At 63.8% G+C, this 14,805-nt stretch carries 16 protein-coding genes; 8 read left to right on the top strand and 8 right to left on the bottom strand.

The window, feature by feature from the left end; translation table 11 throughout:
* The 4 genes from CL52_RS07980 to CL52_RS07965 are packed head-to-tail and all read left to right on the top strand — an operon-like array spanning position 1 to position 3,860.
* Positions 1 to 507 carry a FixH family protein gene (locus CL52_RS07980; RefSeq protein ID WP_041105277.1) on the top strand — a complete coding sequence of 169 codons (507 nt, stop codon included), beginning with the start codon at positions 1 to 3 and terminating at the stop codon, positions 505 to 507.
* A complete protein-coding gene (locus tag CL52_RS07975) occupies positions 507 to 2,906 on the top strand; it encodes a heavy metal translocating P-type ATPase (RefSeq protein WP_043219677.1) in 2,400 nt (799 codons plus the stop codon). Before CL52_RS07980 ends, CL52_RS07975 begins: the two co-directional genes overlap by 1 nt.
* Before the next feature lie 41 nt (positions 2,907 to 2,947).
* Positions 2,948 to 3,154 (top strand): cbb3-type cytochrome oxidase assembly protein CcoS, encoded by a 207-nt coding sequence (gene ccoS / locus CL52_RS07970; RefSeq protein WP_043219675.1) that lies wholly within the window; start codon positions 2,948 to 2,950, stop codon positions 3,152 to 3,154.
* Positions 3,147 to 3,860 (top strand): sulfite exporter TauE/SafE family protein, encoded by a 714-nt coding sequence (locus CL52_RS07965; RefSeq protein ID WP_041105271.1) that lies wholly within the window; start codon positions 3,147 to 3,149, stop codon positions 3,858 to 3,860. The genes ccoS and CL52_RS07965 overlap by 8 nt, the downstream gene beginning before the upstream one ends.
* A 6-nt stretch (positions 3,861 to 3,866) precedes the next feature.
* Here CL52_RS07965 and nadE read toward each other — a convergent pair whose 3' ends face one another.
* Positions 3,867 to 4,694, bottom strand: a complete 828-nt coding sequence (gene nadE / locus CL52_RS07960; protein ID WP_043219673.1) for an NAD(+) synthase — start codon at positions 4,692 to 4,694, stop codon at positions 3,867 to 3,869.
* A 206-nt stretch (positions 4,695 to 4,900) separates the two neighbouring features.
* On the opposite strand from nadE, the gene hemN reads away from it, so the two are divergent.
* From hemN to CL52_RS07940, 4 genes are all read left to right on the top strand, one after another.
* The gene (gene hemN / locus CL52_RS07955; RefSeq protein ID WP_043219671.1) at positions 4,901 to 6,283 is read left to right on the top strand and encodes an oxygen-independent coproporphyrinogen III oxidase; all 1,383 of its coding nucleotides are present in this window, start codon (positions 4,901 to 4,903) and stop codon (positions 6,281 to 6,283) included.
* Between the two features lie 111 nt (positions 6,284 to 6,394).
* Complete coding sequence (gene fnr, locus CL52_RS07950) at positions 6,395 to 7,147, top strand: fumarate/nitrate reduction transcriptional regulator Fnr (protein WP_043219669.1); 753 nt, start codon at positions 6,395 to 6,397, stop codon at positions 7,145 to 7,147.
* A 3-nt stretch (positions 7,148 to 7,150) separates the two neighbouring features.
* Positions 7,151 to 7,699: an adenine phosphoribosyltransferase gene (locus CL52_RS07945; RefSeq protein WP_043219666.1), complete on the top strand. Its 549-nt coding sequence runs from the start codon at positions 7,151 to 7,153 to the stop codon at positions 7,697 to 7,699.
* Between the two features lie 18 nt (positions 7,700 to 7,717).
* Positions 7,718 to 8,335 (top strand): SCO family protein, encoded by a 618-nt coding sequence (locus tag CL52_RS07940; protein ID WP_043219664.1) that lies wholly within the window; start codon positions 7,718 to 7,720, stop codon positions 8,333 to 8,335.
* On the opposite strand, the gene CL52_RS07935 is transcribed toward CL52_RS07940, so the two are convergent.
* From CL52_RS07935 to dnaX, 7 genes are all read right to left on the bottom strand, one after another.
* A complete protein-coding gene (locus tag CL52_RS07935) occupies positions 8,329 to 8,967 on the bottom strand; it encodes a transporter substrate-binding domain-containing protein (RefSeq protein ID WP_043219663.1) in 639 nt (212 codons plus the stop codon). The genes CL52_RS07940 and CL52_RS07935 overlap by 7 nt on opposite strands.
* Positions 8,968 to 8,969: 2 nt before the next feature.
* Entirely contained in the window at positions 8,970 to 9,743 is a 774-nt protein-coding gene (locus CL52_RS07930) for an ABC transporter permease (protein ID WP_041105261.1), read from the bottom strand.
* Positions 9,740 to 10,486: an ABC transporter ATP-binding protein gene (locus CL52_RS07925; protein ID WP_041105259.1), complete on the bottom strand. Its 747-nt coding sequence runs from the start codon at positions 10,484 to 10,486 to the stop codon at positions 9,740 to 9,742. The genes CL52_RS07930 and CL52_RS07925 overlap by 4 nt, the downstream gene beginning before the upstream one ends.
* A gap of 89 nt (positions 10,487 to 10,575) precedes the next feature.
* Positions 10,576 to 11,565 (bottom strand): ABC transporter substrate-binding protein, encoded by a 990-nt coding sequence (locus CL52_RS07920; RefSeq protein WP_043219661.1) that lies wholly within the window; start codon positions 11,563 to 11,565, stop codon positions 10,576 to 10,578.
* Between the two features lie 165 nt (positions 11,566 to 11,730).
* Complete coding sequence (gene recR, locus CL52_RS07915) at positions 11,731 to 12,330, bottom strand: recombination mediator RecR (protein WP_043219659.1); 600 nt, start codon at positions 12,328 to 12,330, stop codon at positions 11,731 to 11,733.
* Positions 12,331 to 12,408: 78 nt separating this feature from the next.
* Entirely contained in the window at positions 12,409 to 12,735 is a 327-nt protein-coding gene (locus CL52_RS07910; RefSeq protein ID WP_041105256.1) for a YbaB/EbfC family nucleoid-associated protein, read from the bottom strand.
* A gap of 9 nt (positions 12,736 to 12,744) precedes the next feature.
* A complete protein-coding gene (gene dnaX, locus CL52_RS07905) occupies positions 12,745 to 14,784 on the bottom strand; it encodes a DNA polymerase III subunit gamma/tau (protein ID WP_043219658.1) in 2,040 nt (679 codons plus the stop codon).
* Between the last annotated feature and the right edge of the window lie 21 nt (positions 14,785 to 14,805).

The following is a 14,805-nucleotide window of genomic DNA, read 5'->3' as shown; positions in this document are numbered from 1 at the left end:
ATGCAAAGCAATAACGAACAGACACGTTGGTACACCCAGTTCTGGGCCTGGTTCGTCATCGCCATCCTGCTGATTGCGGTGGTGCTCGGTGTCTCGATGCTCACCATCGCCATCCGCAATGCCGATACCCTGGTCGCGGACAATTACTACGACGTCGGCAAGGGCATCAACCAATCGCTGGAACGCGAGAAGCTCGCCGAGCAGCTGAACCTGCGCGCGCAACTGACGCTCAACGAGGAGCGCGGCCTGGCCGAGCTGCAACTGAGCGGTGACAGTCGTCCGCAGCAACTGGTGCTCAACATCATCTCGCCGACGCAGCCGGAGCGTGACCGTCGAATCATTCTTCAGCCGCAAGGCGACGGCTTCTACCAGGGTCAGCTTCCCGAGGCGATCGCCGGCCGGCGCTTCGTCGAGCTGATCGGGCGCGAGGGCGAGCAGGACTGGCGTCTGTTCGACGAGAAGCAGGTTGAAGCCGGCAGGATGCTGGAACTGAAGCCAAGCCACTGATGGCAACCCCTGCTCCCTGCTACCACTGTGGCCTGCCGGTACCGGCAGGCTCGCATTTCCATGCCAGAGTGCTCGGCGAAGTGCGCCAGCTGTGCTGTCCGGGCTGCCAGGCGGTGGCTGAGGCCATCGTCAAGGGTGGCCTGGAAAGCTACTACCAGCACCGCAGCGACGCGGCGATCAATCCCGAAGCCTTGCCCAAGGTACTCGGCGAAGAACTCGCACTCTACGATCGGGCTGACGTGCAGCAGCCATTTGTCCGCCACGAGGGCGATCTGGCCAGCACATCGCTGATGATCGAGGGCATAAGCTGCGCAGCCTGCGGCTGGCTGATCGAACGGCATGTACGCAACCTGGCCGGTGTCGCCGAAGCGAGCCTCAACCTGTCGAACCACCGCCTCCAGGTTCGCTGGAGCGATACAGCACTTCCCCTGAGCGAGCTGCTCGCGGAGCTGCGCCGGATTGGCTACGCAGCCCACCCCTACCAGGCCGACCAGGCAGCGGAACGATTGGCCAGCGAAAACCGGCGCTCGCTGAGACAGTTGGGCGTGGCCGGCCTGTTATGGATGCAGGTGATGATGGCCACCATGGCCACCTGGCCAGAGTTCAATATCGACCTGTCTGCGGGCATGGACAGCATCTTGCGTTGGACAGCGCTGCTGTTGACCACGCCCATCGTGTTCTATTGCTGTACCGACTTCTTCAAGGGTGCACTGCGCGATCTGCGCACCCGTCATCTGACCATGGATGTCTCGGTTTCGCTGGCCATCGCCGGCGCGTACCTGGCCGGTATCTGGTCGACCATCACCGGCCATGGCGAGCTGTATTTCGATGCGGTCGGCATGTTCGCGCTGTTTCTGCTTGCCGGGCGCTATCTGGAGCGCCGTGCGCGCGAGCGGACTGCAGCAGCCACCGCACAACTGGTAAATCTGCTACCGGCGTCATGCCTGCGTCTGGACGCCGCGGGTCAGTCGGAACGGGTCCTGCTGAGCGAACTGAAGCTCGGTGATCGGGTGCTCGTGCAACCCGGCGGCCTGATTCCCGCCGACGGGCGCATCCTCAGCGGGCAATCGAGCATCGACGAATCGGTACTGACCGGCGAGTACCTGCCGCTGCCAAGAGCGCCCGGCGACGCGGTCACCGCCGGTACGCTCAATGTCGAGGGCCCGCTGACCGTGGCAGTCGACGCGCTTGGCGACGACACCCGGCTCTCGGCCATCGTCCGGCTGCTCGAGCGCGCCCAGTCGGACAAACCGAAGCTTGCCGAGATCGCCGACCGCGTATCGCAGTGGTTCCTGGTTATCGTGCTGCTCGCAGCGGCGGTGGTCGGGCTGGTCTGGTGGTACATCGACCCGCAAAGGGCTTTCTGGATCGTGCTGGCACTGCTGGTCGCCACCTGCCCCTGTGCCCTGTCACTGGCGACGCCGACTGCCCTGACGACCGCCACCGGAACCTTGCACAAGCTCGGATTGCTCTTGACCCGCGGGCACGTGCTCGAAGGCCTGAACCACATCGATACCGTGGTCTTCGACAAGACCGGCACGCTGACCGAGGGACGCCTTACCCTGACCGCCGTGCATCCCCTCGGCAGCGAGGATGCCGACCGCTGCCTGGCGTTGGCAGCGGCGCTGGAAAATCGCTCGGAGCATCCCATTGCCCGCGCCTTCGGTCGCGCGCCGCAACCTGCCGATAGCGTCGACAACGTGCCAGGGCTCGGCTTGGAAGGCCGTGTCGGCGGTCGCCAGCTGCGTATTGGCCAGGCATCCTTCGTCGCGGCGCTGTACGCCGGGGAAGCCCCGCCGATTCCGGGCGACCAGGGGCAATGGCTGCTGCTGGCGGACACCACCGGGCCGCTCGCCTGGTTCGTACTGGACGATCGCCTGCGCGACGATGCGCTCGCCCTGCTCTCCGCCTGTCGCAAACGCGGCTGGAAGACCCTGCTGCTTTCCGGAGACAGTTCGCCAATGGTGGGCCGGATAGCCGAGGAGCTGGGTATCGACGAGGCGCGAGGCGGTCTGACCCCGGCAGATAAGCTGGTACGGCTGCAAGCCATGCAGGCTGCCGGTGCCCGCGTGTTGATGCTTGGCGACGGAGTCAACGACGTGCCGGTACTGGCCGCCGCCGACATCAGCATCGCCATGGGCAGCGCAACGGACCTGGCCAAGACCAGCGCGGACGCGGTGCTGCTGTCCAATCGATTGCAGAGCCTGGTCAGTGCATTTCAGGTCGCCAGGCGCAGCCGCCGCATCATCATTGAAAACCTTGCCTGGGCCTCCCTGTACAATGGCCTGATCCTGCCGTTCGCCGCAGTGGGCTGGGTAACCCCGCTCTGGGCTGCGCTGGGCATGTCGGCCAGCTCGCTGCTCGTGGTGCTCAACGCGTTGCGGCTGACGCGCCACTAATCCTGCCGGCAAATGTCGGCGGCACCTACCACGGAGATGACATGGCCGCTCTGTACGTACTCATTCCGGTCGCCGTTGTACTGGTTGCGCTAGCCATCTGGGTGTTCTTCTGGGCGGTGGACAGTGGGCAATTCGACGACCTCGACAGCCCCGCCCACAGCATCCTCTTCGACGACGACGAAACGAAACCGGAGCAACAGCCCGCCCAGAAGGACGTCAAGGACGCGGATCGCCGTAGCGATGATTGAACTCTTGCCACTACTCGTCTCCGCGTTCGTCCTCGGCCTGCTGGGCGGTGGGCATTGCCTTGGCATGTGCGGCGGGCTCATGGGCGCGCTGACCATGGCGATTCCGCCAGCGCAAAGGGGCAGGCGCCTGCGCCTGCTCATCGCCTACAACCTGGGCCGCATTCTCAGCTACGCCTGCGCGGGAATCCTGATCGGACTGGCCGGCTGGGCCATCGCCAGCGGACCGGCAGCCACCGCGATGCGCGTGATCGCCGCCTTGCTGCTGATCGCGATGGGCCTTTATCTGGCCGGCTGGTGGAGCGGGCTGACCCGCATCGAGGCGCTCGGACGAGGGCTCTGGCGGCACATTCAGCCAGCCGCGAGCCGACTGATGCCGGTCAGCAGCGTGCCTCGCGCCTTGCTGCTTGGCGCACTCTGGGGCTGGTTACCCTGCGGCCTCGTCTATAGCACCTTGCTCTGGTCGGCCAGCCAGGGTGATGCCTGGCAGAGCGGATTGCTGATGCTGGCCTTCGGCCTCGGTACCTGGCCGGTACTGCTGGCCACCGGACTGGCCGCCGAGCGGCTGACGGCCCTGTTGCGCAAAAGACAGGTGCGCCTCGCTGGCGGCGTCCTGGTGATCCTGTTTGGTCTCTGGACACTGCCGGGGCCGCATCAACAGTGGCTGATGGGGCACGGCAGTGCCGCCGCGTCCCACCAGGGGCACTGAGCTGCCTCAAGGCTCCTTCGGCAAGGCCCGCTTGTGTGCGGTCTTGTCGTAGGTATCAATGATCGTGCGCGCCGCTTCCTCCGACACATGCTCGCCCTGCAGGAACGCATCGATATCCCGGTAGGCAACGCCGTGAGCGTCTTCGTCCGGTTTGCCGGGCGTGAGCTCCTCCAGGTCTGCGGTCGGCACCTTTTTCACCAGTTGATCAGGTGCGCCGAGGGCGGCGGCAAGCTGGCGAACCTGTCCCTTCACCAGGCCGGCCAGCGGCGTGAGGTCACAGGCGCCATCGCCGAACTTGGTAAAGAAGCCCATTACGGCCTCGGCTGCGTGATCCGTACCGATGACCAACCCCTTTCGCGCATTGGCGATGGTGTACTGCGCCACCATGCGCATGCGGGCCTTGGTATTGCCTAGCACGAAGTCCCGGCTCGCCGGAGACAGCGCGCCGAGTGCCTCGGTGGCCTCGGCCAGCGCCTGGACGGCGGGCCCGATGTTCACCGTATGGCATTCGTCCGGTGCAATGGTGTCGACGGCAAGCTGCGCCTCGTCCTCGTCGTGCTGAACCTGGTACGGCAGGCGGACAGCGATGAAGCGATAGTCGTCGCCCTCCCCGGCCGCCCGCATGCCCTCCACCGCACGCTGGGCCAGCAGGCCTGCGGTCGTGGAGTCGACACCACCACTGATCCCCAGTACCAGGGTTTTCATACCGGACTGACGCAGACAATCCTGAATGAAGCGCACACGTCGCTCGATCTCCGCATCGATCGCTTCCGGACCGTCGAACGCTGGCCGTACCTTGAGTGCAGCGGCAATTTCCGCCTGGCGATTGTGCATCGATTTCCTCCTCTAGCCCTTGGGCACAGTGCATTGCCAACAGAATACGACAGACACGCATCTGACCACGACGGCCCGCCGAATTCGCTACCTCGACCACTCATCGTCACGCATCCGGCACGGTCAGGCCTTGGTTGATACAGGTCAAGTCCGCCCTGAAGCCCGCTGCCTAGAATCCGCCCACCGCCGTCATACCGGGGAAGCCAATGCTTGACTCCATCCGCTGGGACACCGATCTGGTCCGTCGCTACGATCAGGCCGGCCCGCGTTACACGTCCTACCCGACGGCCGTCCAGTTCAACAGCAAGGTCGGCTCGTTCGACCTTCTCCACGCCCTGCGCAGCAGCCGCAACGCCAAACGACCACTGTCGCTTTACATACACATCCCGTTCTGCGCGAACGTCTGCTACTACTGTGCCTGCAACAAGGTCATCACCAAGGACCACGGCCGAGCCCAGCCATACCTGGAGAGGCTGGAAAAGGAAATAGAGCTGGTCGCCCGCCACCTCGGCGCTGACCAGGTCGTCGAGCAGCTGCACCTGGGCGGCGGCACGCCGACCTTCTTCAGTCATGACGAGCTGCGCCGTCTGATGGCTTGCCTACGCCGCCATTTCCATCTGCAGGACGACGACCACGGCGACTTCAGCATCGAGATCGCCCCCCGTGAGGCCGACTGGTCGACCATGGGGCTGCTGCGTGAGCTCGGCTTCAATCGAATCAGCATCGGCGTGCAGGATCTCGATCCCGAAGTCCAACGCGCGGTCAATCGCATGCAGAGCCTGGAGCAGACCACGACGATCATCGATGCTGCCCGAACCCTGCAATATCGGTCGGTCAACGTCGACCTCATCTACGGTCTTCCGTTGCAGCGCCCCGACGGCTTTGCGCGCACCGTCGAGGCGATCATCGCGCTGCAGCCCGACCGCCTGTCCCTGTTCAACTATGCCCACCTGCCGGAACGCTTCATGCCGCAACGGCGCATCGATGCCGAGCAACTTCCCTCGCCGGCCGACAAACTGGTCATGCTGCAACGCAGCATCGAGCAACTCACCGATGCCGGCTATCGCTACATCGGCATGGACCACTTCGCACTGCCGGACGACGATCTGGCCATGGCGCAGGAAGACGGCAAGCTGCAGCGAAACTTCCAGGGCTATACCACGCACGGCCACTGCGATCTGATCGGCCTTGGCGTCTCGTCCATCAGCCAGCTGGGCGACCTCTACAGCCAGAACGTGAGCGATATCGGCGCCTATCAGCAGGCGATCGATCGCGGTCAGCTGCCCACCGCTCGAGGCCTGCGCTGCAACGAGGACGATCGCATCCGGCGCTTTGTCATCCAGAAGCTGATTTGCGACTTCGAACTCGGGTTCGCCGAACTCAAGCGCCTTCACGGCGTGAATTTCACGTCATATTTCGCCAGTACCCGGCCCATGCTCGAGCAGATGGCAGCCGATGGGCTGATCGAACTGACAGACGAACACCTGCTGGTGCAGCCAGCCGGGCGCCTGCTCATTCGCGCCATTTGCATGTTGTTCGATCACTACCTGCCCGAACAGTGTCATCAGCGTTTTTCGCGGGTGATTTGATTCGTCGGAAACCAGCAACAAAAGCTGCGCCTGCGACCACTGGGCCGTTTGGATATTGCCGAATCCTGAGTTAACCTTGCGCGCAAATCGAAGGCCTTCTAGGAACTTCCAATGCCCGAGTCGATCAAGGTCCGCGCTCAGCGCCAGGCCCACTGCAAGGATTGCAGCCTTTCCGGCTTGTGTCTGCCGCTCTCTCTGAACATGCAGGACATGGATGCGCTCGACGACATCGTCAAGCGCGGGCGCCCGTTGAAGAAGGGTGAGACCCTGTTTCGCCAGGGTGACAGCTTCGCCTCGGTGTTCGCTGTCCGTTCAGGAGCTCTGCGCACCTTCAGCGTGACCGACAACGGCGAGGAGCAGATCACCGGCTTCCATCTGCCGAGCGAGCTTGTCGGACTGTCGGGCATGGATACCGAAGCCTATCCGGTCACCGCCCAGGCCCTGGAGACCACCTCCGTCTGCGAGATCCCGTTCGATCGCCTGGACGAGCTCAGCGTGTTGCTGCCGCAGCTCCGTCGCCAGCTGATGCGAATCATGAGCCGGGAAATCCGCGACGATCAGCAGATGATGCTGCTGCTCTCCAAGAAAACCGCCGACGAACGTATCGCCACTTTCCTGATCAACCTGTCCGCACGCTTCAGTGCCCGCGGCTTCTCTGCCAACCAGTTCCGCCTGCCGATGTCGCGTAACGAAATCGGTAACTATCTGGGGCTGGCTGTGGAAACGGTTTCGCGCGTATTTACGCGATTCCAGCAGAACGGCCTGCTCGAGGCCGAAGGCAAGGAAGTCCGCATCCTCGATCCGATCGGCTTGTGTGCATTGGCGGGTGGCAATCTCGAAGCCGATTCCGCGCGCTCGGAGTAGTCGATGATCTTCGACGAATTCAGCATCAAGACGCTCATCCGTCCGGTAGCCGACTTTCCCAGCCCGGGCGTGGTTTTTCGTGACATTACCCCACTGCTGCAGTCGCCCAAGGCACTGCGCATGGTTGCCGACAGTTTTATCCAGCGCTACGTCGAAGCCGAGTTCAGCCACATCGGCGCCCTTGATGCACGCGGTTTCATCGTCGGCTCGATCGTGGCCTACGAACTGAACAAGCCGCTGGTGCTGTTCCGCAAGCAGGGCAAGCTGCCGGCCGATGTGCTCTCGCAGGCCTATCAGACCGAGTACGGCCAGGCGCACCTGGAGATCCATTCCGACAGCCTGTGCGAAGGCGATTCAGTGGTGCTGTTCGACGATCTGATCGCCACTGGTGGCACGCTGCTAGCAGCCGCGCAACTGGTTCGGCGTATGCGCGCCGACATCCATGAGGCAGCCGCGATCATTGATCTGCCCGAGCTGGGCGGTTCGAGAAAGCTCCAGGATATCGGCATCCCCACCTTTACGCTGACCGCGTTCGCCCTGGACGATCGCTGACGGCCTGCAGGGGGACCGATGCCCGCTCGCCTTGGACGCCTCCTGCTGATTGGCCTGCTCACCCTTGCCACATCCGCGCTTGCGCTCGATCGCGCCGCACTGCTGGATGAAGCGAACATATTGCTCTTTCCGCAGCCGCGCCCACTGCCGACGGTCGAGTTGCTGACCCAGGACGCCGAACCCTGGCGCACCGAAGCCCTGCGCGGGCGCTGGCATCTGCTGTTTTTCGGTTTCACATCCTGCCCGGACATCTGTCCGACCACGCTGGCCGACATGCGTCGTCTTCTGGCAGAGCTGCCACCGGAACAACGCGCGAATGTTCAGCTTGTGCTGGTCACCGCCGATCCAGCACGCGATTCGCCAGCGCAGTTGAAAGACTATCTGAGTTACTACCGGGCAGGCTTTCAGGGCCTCACCGGCGACCTGACTCAGCTGCAATCCCTGTCCCGCGCGCTGGGCCTGCCATTCGTGCCAGCCGCCCAGACCAGCGGGGACTATAGCGTCAGTCACAGCGGAAACATCGCCTTGGTGGGCCCGGACGGCCGGCTCCATGGCCATTTGCGCGCGCCCTTCAAGCTCGACGCATTACGCCGAGCACTAGCGCAAATCATGGCGAGCGAAAGCGCGACTCAGTGACAGTCCAGGGTATCGGCCAGCACGTAAGCCTGAAACGCCACCTCGTCGACGGATTCGCGAATGAACTGGTCAAGCCGTCCGTTGCGCGCCCATTCGGCGAGCAGGTCACGCTCCCCTGCTTCGGCCGACTCGACCATCAGCTCACGCTCGGCATCTGCCAGTCTGGGCAGCAGACGCGCGTAACGACGCCATTCCGGCAGTTTCGCCAGCGGTTCGAGTAGTACGAGGTCCTCCACCACCACCTGGCACTCGCCAAGCTTCAAGCCAATGAGCGCATGTGCCGAACTTGGGTAATAGCGGGCATGAGCCGCGAAGCGCTGCTCGATGAGCCGTGCCGCGCCATGCCCTTCGGCAATACAGAAGGTCTGCCCGGTCAATGCCTGCCAGCCGAAGTCGGACTCCGAGGAAGCCAGCGCAGCCACCGCCGACCGGTAATAAACCAGCCCGGCACCGCCGCTAGCAAACACCGGAGCCGACGCCTGCGGGCCACGCTCGGCTGTCAGGCTCGATACCAGACGCGTCTCCAGACTATCGTGCGCACTGCTGGACAAAGCCGATGGCGCAGCCGCGGCTACAGCCGCTCCACTCAGCAGCAGCGCGGACAATACCAGGCGCGGCAGGCCGTGCGTCATAGCTAGACGTACTGATAGCGCAGCATCCGCTGCTTGAACTTCTCGAGTACGACCTGATCGATCAAGGTCGCCAGAATCGCAATGACCAGGATGTTCATCATCACACCGGTCATATCGGCGATCTCACCCGAGTAGGCCAATGCCCGGCCCAATCCCTGGCCAAAGCCGATCAGCATCTCCGCCGAAATCAGCGCGCGCCACGCATTACCGAAGGCCAGCTGCGCCCCGGTGATCAGCTCGGGCATCACCGCTGGCAGGTAGACCCGACGCAGCAGCTGCCAGCGCGAGGCCCCCATGACTCGCGCCGCGGACACGTGAACCGGCTGCACGCTTTCCGTGGCGTTCATCACCGACAGCGCCATGGGGAAAAACGCAGCAAGCGCCACGACGACGATGATCGGCAGATTGCCAAAGCCCATGACGATCAGGAACAGCGGGACCCACGCGATGGAGGGAATCGACTGCAGGATGACAATGGCCGAGCGCAGGATTTCCCGGAAGAAGAACAGCACGCCACCGACGAGGCCGAAGCCTATTCCGAACAACAGTGCGAAACTGTAGCCGCTGCCCAGCCGGCTCATGCTGCCGAGCAGGCCTTCGCGGAACGCCGGCTCCTGCAGGGCGCTTTGCATCCGCTCGAGCACCGCGGGTATGCCGGGCATGAGAAAGTCCGGCAAGCTCCAGGCGGCCGCCTGCCAGATCAGCAGGATGAACACTACCGCGAGCAGCACGGCAGCGTATTTCTTCGGCCCGGTAAGACGACGTTGCTGACTCATGCGTGCGAGACCTCCGTCTTGATACCGAGCAAACGCAGGATCTCGCGACGCTCGGCGGCGAACTCCGACAGGTCGTGACTCTTTTCGCAATGGGTAAAGTTGAACGTTTGCAGCACACGCGTCGGTCGTGCGCTGAAGACCAGCACATGATCCGCCAGATAGAGCGCCTCATCGACATCGTGCGTGACCAGCAGCACCGTCGGCTGGTGCTCTTCGATCAGCTCGCGCAGCACATCTTGCAGCGCCATTCGGGTCAGGGCATCCAGCGCACCGAAAGGCTCGTCCAACAGCAGCACCTCCGGCTTGGCAATGAACGCGCGTGCCAGTGCCGTGCGCTGGCGCATGCCTCCGGAAACCTGGTGCGGGTAATAGTCTTCGAAGCCCTTCAGGTTGACTCGCTCCAGCCAGGCGAGCGCCTGCGCGAAGGCCTCGCGCCGGGATACGCCCTGCAGCTCGAGTGCCATCGCGACGTTCGCCTGCAGGCTGAGCCACGGATAGAGCGCATGCTCCTGGAAGACCAGAGTGCGGCTGGGATGAGGCCCGCTGACGGGTTTCCCATCGGCGAGCACCTTGCCGACGGTCGGCTGCTCCAGGCCGGCCACCAGGTGCAGCAGTGTGGATTTACCACAGCCGGACGGCCCTACCAGTGCAACCAACTCGCCCTGAGCGAATTCCCCGCTGAAGCCCTTGATGACCTCCAGCTCGCCGAAGCGCTTGCCTACCTCTTCAAACCTGAGCTGCATAAACACTCTTCGAATATCAAAAAAACAGCCCGGCTTGCCGGGCTCGATATGCCGCCGGAGTTACCCGGCGCGCTTATGGGAACTGTCGATCAGAGCTGCCGCGACTCCTGCCAAGACAGATCGAGAATGGCGCGCGTATCGAACGCTTTGCCGTCGCGCGTCTTCAGCGAGCCCTGTTCCTGAAGGATGTCAGCGAGCTCCTGGATACGCGCCAGGTCAGACGCTTCCAGCTTGGCACTGAAGTCCTGCGTGGCGATCGCCTCCTTGATCACGACTTCGCGCGCCAGCTCTCCACGCTCGCGGGTCTTGAGCGTCGGCTCGGCGATGAAGTAGCTGGCGATCAACTTGGCGGCCTCCGCCGGCTGCTTCTCGAGCATCTGGATCGCTTCGCGCTGGGCGTCGAGCGATTGCCAGATGGCCTCCTTGCGCTTGGCCAAGGTCTCGCCCGAGGTAATCACCACCATGCAGGGAAATGGCCAGACCTCGCCGATCTCGTAGATCTGGCGAACCGGCGCTACCAGCTGCGCAATGCGATCGTACGGTTCGAACAGGAAGGCTGCATCAACACGACCCGACACCAGCGACTGCACCGCCACAGCCGGGCTGACGCCCATGATGTTGACTTCGCTCGCTTGCAGCCCGGCCGCCTTGAGGGTTACGCCGCGCAACACGGCGTCTGCGGTGCTCCCCTCGCGCTGGGAAGCCAGCGTGCGCCCTTTTAGGCCGGCAACATCGGTGATGCCGGTTTCATCGCGCACGAGAATCGAGTGGTAGCCGCGCTGAGCACCACCGACCACCTTCAGATCGGCGCCTTTGGACGCCCAGGCTACTGCGTTGGTAAAACCGAGCACGCCGGTATCGAGCTGCCCGCCGACAATCGCCTTGATCAGGTCGGTGCCGGAACTGAATTCCACGAGCTCGACATCCAGCCCATGCTTGGCATAGAGACCGGCTTCATGTGCCACCATCGCCTGAGCGTCGTCCATCACGCGGATATAGCCGACCTTGAGCTTTTCCTCGGCGTGGGCGAAGGCACTGGCCAGTACCAGCGCAGGGATCAACCAGAACTTTGCTCTCATGCTTTCCTCGACTGACGCAGGTTATAACCAGATCGAAGCAACTTATTCGATATGGCTATTTACTTGAGTTGGCTTAGAACTTTACCTGAATCACGCAAACGAAGGCACTAGCAAAGCGCTATAAGGTTAAAGCCTGGTGATCTACGTGTATGGCGTGCAGGCGATTTACAGCGCAACCGGCTTGCGTCCTGCCAGCGCGTGAGCCAGGGTGCCGCCGTCGACGAGATCGAGTTCGCCCCCCAAGGGCACGCCATGAGCGATCCGGCTGACGACCAGCCCTCGCGGGGTCAGGAGCTGCGCGATGTAATGGGCTGTTGCCTCGCCCTCGACGGTGGGATTGGTCGCCAGAATCACCTCGCTGAACGCCCCGTTGGCAACCCGGGCGAGCAATTCAGGAATGCCGATCGCCTCGGGGCCGAGACCATCGAGCGGTGAAAGGTGCCCCTTGAGCACGAAATAACGGCCACGGTAGCCGGTCTGCTCGACGGCAAAGACATCCACCGGGCTCTGCACCACGCACAGCAGTGCATCGTCGCGCCGCGGATCGGCGCACTGGGGGCACAGGTCGTCCTCGCTCAGCGTGCGGCACAGGCGGCAATGGCCGACATTGTCCATCGAGCTGGCCAGCACCTCCGCCAGGCGTCTGCCCCCGCTACGATCGCGCTCGAGCAGCTGCAACGCCATGCGCTGGGCGGTTTTCTGCCCGACGCCGGGCAAAATGCGCAAGGCGTCGATGAGCTGTCGGATAAGCGGGCTGAAACTCATGGTGGAATCGTCTGCGGGGTCTTGTTCGGAGGCCAGTCAGTCCGGGCGGCAGCACAGGGCTGCCGCCGCGTACAGCGATCAGAACGGCATTTTGAAGCCAGGCGGCAACTGCATGCCGGCGGTCATGCCGGCCATCTTTTCCTGGCTGTTCTGCTCGATCTTGCGCACGGCATCGTTCACCGCGGCAGCGATCAGGTCTTCGAGGATTTCCTTCTCCTCCTGCATCAGGCTGTCATCGAGGCTGACGCGCTTGACGTCGTGCCGCCCGTTCATGACGACGCTGACCAGGCCTGCCCCGGATTGCCCGGTAACCTCGGCATTGGCCAGCTCCTCCTGCATCTTCTGCATTCGTTCCTGCATCTGCTGCGCCTGCTTCATCAGGCCAGCCATGCCACCTTTCATCATGTGTTCACCTCAAGCGGATCGGGTTTCAGGTTGTTCGACGGGTTCGATAGTGCCTTCGCGGATAACCGCTGAGAAGTGCTGCACCAACTGCTGGACAACCGGATCGGTCTGGATCGAGCGCTCGGCCGCCCGCTGCCGCTCATGACGCCGCCGCATGCCGGCCTGCGCAGGCGTTTCCTGTTCCGGCGTCCTGACTTCGATGACCAGCTTCAGCTCGCGACCGTGATACTGGTTGAGCGCATCGTTGAACCGGCGCAGCTGGGTGGCGTTGAAGAGCGCACTTTGAGCCGGATCGAGATGCATCACCCAGCGATCGCCCTCGACCGCAACCAGTGTGCAGTTGGCGGCGATGCTGCCGGTCAGCCCGGACAGGCCGAGCTTCAGGTAAAGCGCCTGCCATTCGGCCGCCAGGCCGGTTGCAGGCGCGACATCAGGCAACGCGGCCTCGGTCGGTGCCGCCGGCTCGCCAGCCTGCTCGGCGTGCAAAAACTCATCGAGATAGACCTCGGCCTGGTTCTCGACCTCGAAATAATCTTCGTCCGAAAACGGTGGCTCGTCATCTTCGGCATCCTCGGCCACGACGACGCTTGCCGGGAGCGCCTCGGGCTCGGCCAGACCGGCCTGCAGCACCGGTGCGCTGACGGCTACCGGCGTCTCGCTGGGCTCGTCCCAGGGCAGATCCGGCTTGGCGGTGCCACTCTCATGGGCGTGCAGCGAAGGCCCGGCCGATTCAGACGCAGGCATCTCGGCGGGAGCGGGCTGCGTTGGCTCCGGCCGGGCCTGGGCGGGAGCGGCGGCGACTGGGGGCGGCATCCGCGGCTCGGCGCTGGCAGGCCCCTCGGCCGGAGCGCTCGGCACGAGATCCGCCGAGCGCTCCGGCGCGGCCACCGGTGTCTCGACGGGTTCAGCCGTGGCCTGGCTGACCCTCAGCGGCTTTAGCGATACCCGAGGTGCGTCCTCGTCGTCGGCCGGACGAAACGCCAGCATGCGCAACAGCACCATCTCGAAACCGCTGCGCGGATCGGGCGCCAGGGGCAGGTCGCGCCGCCCCACCAGGCCCATCTGGTAGTAGTACTGCACATCCTCGGCCGGCAGCGCTTGCGCCAGCGTCAGTACCTGCTCGCGATCGCCCTGCCCGTTGTCCACCGCATCCGGCAGCGCCTGTGCGATGGCCACGCGGTGCAAGACGTTAAGCAGCTCGGCCAGCACGCCGTTCCAGTCCGGCCCCTGTTCGGCCAGGTTGCGAACGGCGTCGAGCAAGGCGCGCGCGTCGCCCTGCAGCAACGCCTCGAGCACCCCGTAGACCTGGCCGTGATCCAGCGTGCCGAGCATCGCGCGCACGTCTGCCGCCAGCACCTTGCCTTCTCCAAAGGCGATGGCCTGGTCGGTGAGACTCATCGCATCGCGCATCGAGCCATCGGCCGCACGCCCCAGCAGCCAGAGCGCTTCGGGCTCGAACGGCACCTGCTCGGCGGTCAGTACATGGGTCAGGTGCTCGACCACGCGCTCGGGTGGCATGTTCTTCAGCGAGAACTGCAGGCAGCGCGAGAGGATGGTGACTGGCAGTTTCTGCGGGTCCGTCGTGGCCAAGAGAAACTTAACGTGCGGCGGCGGCTCCTCAAGCGTCTTCAGCAGTGCATTGAAGGAGTGCGACGAAAGCATGTGCACTTCGTCGATCAGGTAAACCTTGTAGCGCCCGCGGCTGGGTGCGTACTGGACGTTGTCCAGTAGTTCGCGCGTATCTTCCACCTTGGTCCGGCTCGCCGCATCGACTTCGATCAGGTCGACGAAACGTCCCTCGTCGATCTCGCGGCAGACCGAGCACTGGCCGCAGGGCGTCGAGCTGACGCCGGTTTCGCAGTTCAGACACTTGGCGATGATGCGCGCGATGGTGGTCTTGCCGACACCGCGGGTCCCGGTGAACAGGTAGGCGTGATGCAGGCGGCCGTTATCCAGCGCATTGATCAGGGCCCGCAGCACGTGCGTCTGGCCGACCATTTCGCGGAACGAGCGCGGACGCCATTTACGGGCAAGAACCTGATAACTCATAACACCATCGCGGGCTGAAGC

It is taken from the genome of Stutzerimonas balearica DSM 6083 (assembly GCF_000818015.1).
Classification (GTDB): Bacteria; Pseudomonadota; Gammaproteobacteria; order Pseudomonadales; family Pseudomonadaceae; genus Stutzerimonas; species Stutzerimonas balearica.
This window is presented reverse-complemented; position numbering and strand designations above follow the sequence as displayed.

Excerpts from the sequence above, each read along its gene's own strand:
- CL52_RS07980 (WP_041105277.1), top strand. The coding sequence starts at position 1 with ATGCAAAGCAATAACGAACAGACACGTTGGTACACCCAGTTCTGGGCC.
- CL52_RS07975 (WP_043219677.1), top strand. The coding sequence starts at position 507 with ATGGCAACCCCTGCTCCCTGCTACCACTGTGGCCTGCCGGTACCGGCA.
- ccoS (WP_043219675.1), top strand. The coding sequence starts at position 2,948 with ATGGCCGCTCTGTACGTACTCATTCCGGTCGCCGTTGTACTGGTTGCG.
- CL52_RS07965 (WP_041105271.1), top strand. The coding sequence starts at position 3,147 with ATGATTGAACTCTTGCCACTACTCGTCTCCGCGTTCGTCCTCGGCCTG.
- nadE (WP_043219673.1), bottom strand. The coding sequence starts at position 4,694 with ATGCACAATCGCCAGGCGGAAATTGCCGCTGCACTCAAGGTACGGCCA.
- hemN (WP_043219671.1), top strand. The coding sequence starts at position 4,901 with ATGCTTGACTCCATCCGCTGGGACACCGATCTGGTCCGTCGCTACGAT.
- fnr (WP_043219669.1), top strand. The coding sequence starts at position 6,395 with ATGCCCGAGTCGATCAAGGTCCGCGCTCAGCGCCAGGCCCACTGCAAG.
- CL52_RS07945 (WP_043219666.1), top strand. The coding sequence starts at position 7,151 with ATGATCTTCGACGAATTCAGCATCAAGACGCTCATCCGTCCGGTAGCC.
- CL52_RS07940 (WP_043219664.1), top strand. The coding sequence starts at position 7,718 with ATGCCCGCTCGCCTTGGACGCCTCCTGCTGATTGGCCTGCTCACCCTT.
- CL52_RS07935 (WP_043219663.1), bottom strand. The coding sequence starts at position 8,967 with ATGACGCACGGCCTGCCGCGCCTGGTATTGTCCGCGCTGCTGCTGAGT.
- CL52_RS07930 (WP_041105261.1), bottom strand. The coding sequence starts at position 9,743 with ATGAGTCAGCAACGTCGTCTTACCGGGCCGAAGAAATACGCTGCCGTG.
- CL52_RS07925 (WP_041105259.1), bottom strand. The coding sequence starts at position 10,486 with ATGCAGCTCAGGTTTGAAGAGGTAGGCAAGCGCTTCGGCGAGCTGGAG.
- CL52_RS07920 (WP_043219661.1), bottom strand. The coding sequence starts at position 11,565 with ATGAGAGCAAAGTTCTGGTTGATCCCTGCGCTGGTACTGGCCAGTGCC.
- recR (WP_043219659.1), bottom strand. The coding sequence starts at position 12,330 with ATGAGTTTCAGCCCGCTTATCCGACAGCTCATCGACGCCTTGCGCATT.
- CL52_RS07910 (WP_041105256.1), bottom strand. The coding sequence starts at position 12,735 with ATGATGAAAGGTGGCATGGCTGGCCTGATGAAGCAGGCGCAGCAGATG.
- dnaX (WP_043219658.1), bottom strand. The coding sequence starts at position 14,784 with ATGAGTTATCAGGTTCTTGCCCGTAAATGGCGTCCGCGCTCGTTCCGC.